Origin of the sequence: Candidatus Symbiopectobacterium sp. (assembly GCF_020054415.1) — a bacterium.
GTDB lineage: Bacteria > Pseudomonadota > Gammaproteobacteria > Enterobacterales > Enterobacteriaceae > Symbiopectobacterium.
In genome coordinates, this window is the sequence record NZ_JAHWCO010000616.1 from 1 (window position 1) to 3,839 (window position 3,839).

At 54.4% G+C, this 3,839-nt stretch carries 4 protein-coding genes and 2 pseudogenes; 2 read left to right on the top strand and 4 right to left on the bottom strand.

Annotated features, from left to right (window positions below; translation table 11 throughout):
- On the top strand, positions 1-305 hold a 305-nt coding region (locus QZ506_RS17910; RefSeq protein WP_291972963.1), incomplete at its 5' end, for an integrase core domain-containing protein.
- A 440-nt stretch (positions 306-745) separates the two neighbouring features.
- Here the strand turns inward: QZ506_RS17910 and QZ506_RS17915 are convergent.
- The 3 genes and pseudogenes from QZ506_RS17915 to tesA all read right to left on the bottom strand — a co-directional run bounded on the left by QZ506_RS17915 (position 746) and on the right by tesA (position 3,437).
- Positions 746-1,618: pseudogene (locus tag QZ506_RS17915) on the bottom strand (co-chaperone YbbN).
- 263 nt (positions 1,619-1,881) lie between these two features.
- Positions 1,882-2,658: an SDR family oxidoreductase gene (locus tag QZ506_RS17920; RefSeq protein WP_291972964.1), complete on the bottom strand. Its 777-nt coding sequence runs from the start codon at positions 2,656-2,658 to the stop codon at positions 1,882-1,884.
- Positions 2,659-2,729: 71 nt separating this feature from the next.
- The gene (tesA, locus tag QZ506_RS17925) at positions 2,730-3,437 is read right to left on the bottom strand and encodes a multifunctional acyl-CoA thioesterase I/protease I/lysophospholipase L1 (protein ID WP_291972965.1); all 708 of its coding nucleotides are present in this window, start codon (positions 3,435-3,437) and stop codon (positions 2,730-2,732) included.
- Between tesA and QZ506_RS17930 the strand changes: the two are divergent.
- Positions 3,342-3,563: pseudogene (locus QZ506_RS17930) on the top strand (hypothetical protein); the annotation flags it as partial. The gene tesA and the pseudogene QZ506_RS17930 sit on opposite strands and share 96 nt — an antisense overlap.
- 72 nt (positions 3,564-3,635) lie before the next feature.
- Here QZ506_RS17930 and QZ506_RS17935 read toward each other — a convergent pair.
- Positions 3,636-3,839 (bottom strand): IS1 family transposase (locus QZ506_RS17935; RefSeq protein ID WP_291972966.1); only part of this gene is annotated, 204 nt, incomplete at its 5' end.

The following is a 3,839-nucleotide window of genomic DNA, read 5'->3' on the forward strand; positions in this document are numbered from 1 at the left end:
ATGATTATCAGCTTTATCTGGCTATCAACGATATCGAGCATACGAAAACGAAGGCGATGTCTCCGCAGACGAACGGCATCTGCGAGCGCTTCCATAAAACCATTTTGCAGGATTTTTATCATGTTACGTTCCGCAAGAAGTCATATGGAGACCTGGAAAGCCTGCAGGTAGATCTGGACAACTGGTTGTGGCATTACAATAATGAGCGAACTCATCAGGGAAAAATGTGCTGCGGGCGTACGCCAATGGCCACTTTACTCGATGGAAAACGGATCTGGGCAGAAAAGAATCTGAACCAGATGTAATCTGACAGACAACTGTATAAATAATCGGTAACTGTCAGATCAGGTCTGAGCTAGTACACATAAAGTAACCTGCTTTTGATGTTGGATTGACCATATCAAAATCAGGCAATTACACAATCTCGTGTACAGGGTCGAGTAGCGCGCATGTTTTCGTGCGCGAAGAACGCAGTGGTTCTCTGTTAGTTGCGTAGCACGCGCCCGACGTGGGGTGTGCAGTAGCCAACCCCCCCCCCCCCCTCGACCCCGCGCTTTTTGCGCAATGATGCCGCTGCGCGGTACCTTCGCAAACGGGGTCGCCGAACGGACCGCGCCTGACGTGCTCCCGGCACGGCAGGCGCTTTCGCCGCATCCCTGCGGCTCATCCTAGCGTCCCCTTATTGCTCAGCATCATTAGACGCCGGGGGAGGTCAAGACCTTAAAACCTCATACAACAACGCGGATTAATACAGTAGCGCGTATAGCTGTCTGCTATAACGCGAGGCGAGCGCATCGCCGGTGCCCAGCGCCGCCAGAATATCCATCATGATTTTTCGTGCGCTGCCGTCGGCGGCAGCCAGATCCTTTTTCAGCATCAGGCTTTCCAGCGCTTCTTCGTTACGTCCCACCTGATGCAACTGCAACGCCAGCTTCACTGCCAGTTCCGCGTTGTTGGGGTCGGCAGCAAGCTGTTGCTGTAACTGCTGAATCTCCGGCGTGTCAGCGGCTTGCTTGAGTAATTCAATCTGTGCCACCAGACTGTGATAACGCGTGTCCTGATCCTGCAACGGGATGGTGTCCAGTACCGCTTGCGCATCGTCGCTGCGGTTCAATTGAATCTGCACTTCGGCCAGCATCAGGCCGATATCGCTGCGCTGCTGGCTTAACTGCCAGGCGTCTTTCAACAGCGTCAGCGCTGCTGGGAGATCGCCTTCCTGAATACGCTGCTGCGCTTCTGCCACTTTCAGCTCTTCTTCACGCGGCAACACCCGTTGCAGCAGTTCGCGGATCGACTCTTCTGGCTGTGGCCCCTAGAAACCGTCCAGCGGCTGGCCGTCTTTAAACAGATAACCCGTCGGAATGGCGCGCAAAACAAACTGCGCCGCAACGCGCTGCTCGGCATCACAATCTACCCGCGCCAGAATAAACTGACCGGCATATTCCTGTGCCAGTTTGTGCAGCACTGGCGTGAGCGCCTAGCAGTGTTGACTGCGTTCTGACCAGAAATAAAACAGCACCGGCAGTTGCATGGATTGTTCCAACAACTGGTGCAGGTTGGTATCGTTAACACCCATCACGCTCGCGTAATGGGCGGTGTTAGCATTAGGGTCTAGCATGGCAGTCTCTCTCATCCGTTTCAGGGATATACCCGTCATACTTCGCGTTGCAGGTGTGTTGGCTGCGTTAGCTCACCCGAATCACTTACCTAAGTAAGCTCATCGGGATTCACTCACTCACCTGCTGCCTTTCTGCAACGCGAATTATTTAGGGTATAAATGGGGGCGAATAACGCCATTTCAAGCGGTTGTAACGTTCATCGTTCCGCCGTACTGCGTGCGGGATCGTGATGGCTATGGGTCACAATAGTATATGCCGTTAATCAAGAACGGGTGCGCAATATCCCATCCAGCCAGCGGGCGGGTAACAGGTGGCGCAGTACGGTAAGCGCATGTGCCACCAGCGTTACCGGGTAGCGCAGTTTGGGGCGCGGGCTTTCCAGCGCATGGCGCAATTTAGGAAGTATCGCTTCGGGCGGCAGGGTAAAACGCCGGGCGATTCCGGGGGTAGTGACGGGCGCTTCCGCCTGCATTTGCGATACATTATCGGTAAAGCGCGTGGCGATTGGCCCGGGTTCTATCAGGCTGACCAGCAGCCCACTGCCGTGCAGTTCCATGCGCAGCGTGTCCGACCAGGCTTCCAGCGCATATTTGCTTGCTGCGTAGGCGCCGCGTCCCGGCGTGGCGACAAATCCCATCACGGAACTGGTCTGGATAATGCGCCCTTCGCCGTGTGGCAGCATGGCGGGCAGTAAGCACTGCGTCAGTTGGTGCGTGCCAAACAGGTTGCTGGCAAACTGTTGTTCGAGTTGCTGACGCGAGATGGTGTTCAGTGGGCCATAAACCCCATAGCCTGCGTTATTAAACAGCCCGTACAATCGATTGCCGGTCAGCGCGATAACCTGCTCGGCCGCTGCATCCACGCTGTCGGGATCGTCTAAATCCAGTGCGATCCCTTCAAGTCCCAGCGTGTTCATACGCTGCACATCCTTGGCGCGGCGGCAGGCGGCCAGCACCCGATAGCCGCGCTGGCGTAAGTACAATGCCGCAATCAAGCCAATACCACTGGAGCAACCGGTGATAAAAACCGTTTTTTGCATAACTTTACCTAAGTAAAAAGCCATATTTTTTAAGGGTCATGGTCAACTAGTAATGAGACGCAAATAAGCGGTCACAGGTTCACTAACGGTTTAAGCTGTTTTGCCATCCAGTCGGCAATGAACGGCTGCGCTTCGCGTGTGGGATGGATACCATCGTCTTGCATCCATTCCGGCTTAAGATAAACCTGTTCCATAAAGAACGGCACCAGCGGGATGGAAAATTGCTGCGACAGTCGCGGGTAAATGGCGCTGAACGTGGTGGTATAGCGCTGACCGTAGTTGGCTGGCAGGCGGATTTGCATCAGTAAGGGCTGAGCATTAGCCGCTTTCACCTGATTGATGATAGTGGTAAGACCCTGTTCGATGGTCGGAGGCGGAAAGCTGCGCAGGCCATCATTGCCGCCCATTTCGATCAGTACCCAGCGTGGCTGATGTTGTTGCAGCAGTGCCGGTAAGCGCGCCAGCCCTTGTGACGCGGTATCGCCGCTGATGCTGGCGTTGACAATTGTTATGCCGTCAGGGCCCGCTTTTTGCCATTGATCATTGAGCAGAGCGGGCCAGGCGGAAGCCGCGGGCATGCGATAGCCCGCGCTCAGGCTGTCTCCCAATACCAGGAGCGTTTCCGCCGCAAAGGCGCGGGCGCTGAGTAATCTGAGTAATCCCAGCAGCAAAAGGATGTAGATATGTCTTTGAATGGAGTCTCTTCGGCAGCCACCGCGTCGGCGGAAAATATTCTGGAAGTTCATCATGTAAGTAAGCACGTCGGTCAGGGTGAACATCGGCTTTCCATCCTCACCGGAGTTGAGCTGGTTGTCAAACCCGCGCAGTCGATTGCGCTGATCGGTGAGTCCGGTTCAGTCAAATCGACGCTGCTGGGAATCCTCGCAGGGATGGATGACTGCAGTTAAGGTGATGTCAAACTGCTCGGCGAATCGTTGGGTGCCTTGGGGTCGTGTATTCAATGAGTTGATGTAGCATCAAACGTAGTACTCGCGTTCGATGTAAGTACCGATGATCCTATCGTGCATTTTGGATGATTTTGAATATCCGGGCGTCTTGCGATTGAGCCGTTGCAATCGGTTACGCAGTGTCAGATGTGCACGCTCAATACGCTGTGTATACAGCTTGCTAACAATGTGTTTTACTTTTGGAAGTTCGTCGTTGTAAGCCCTGTAGCCATC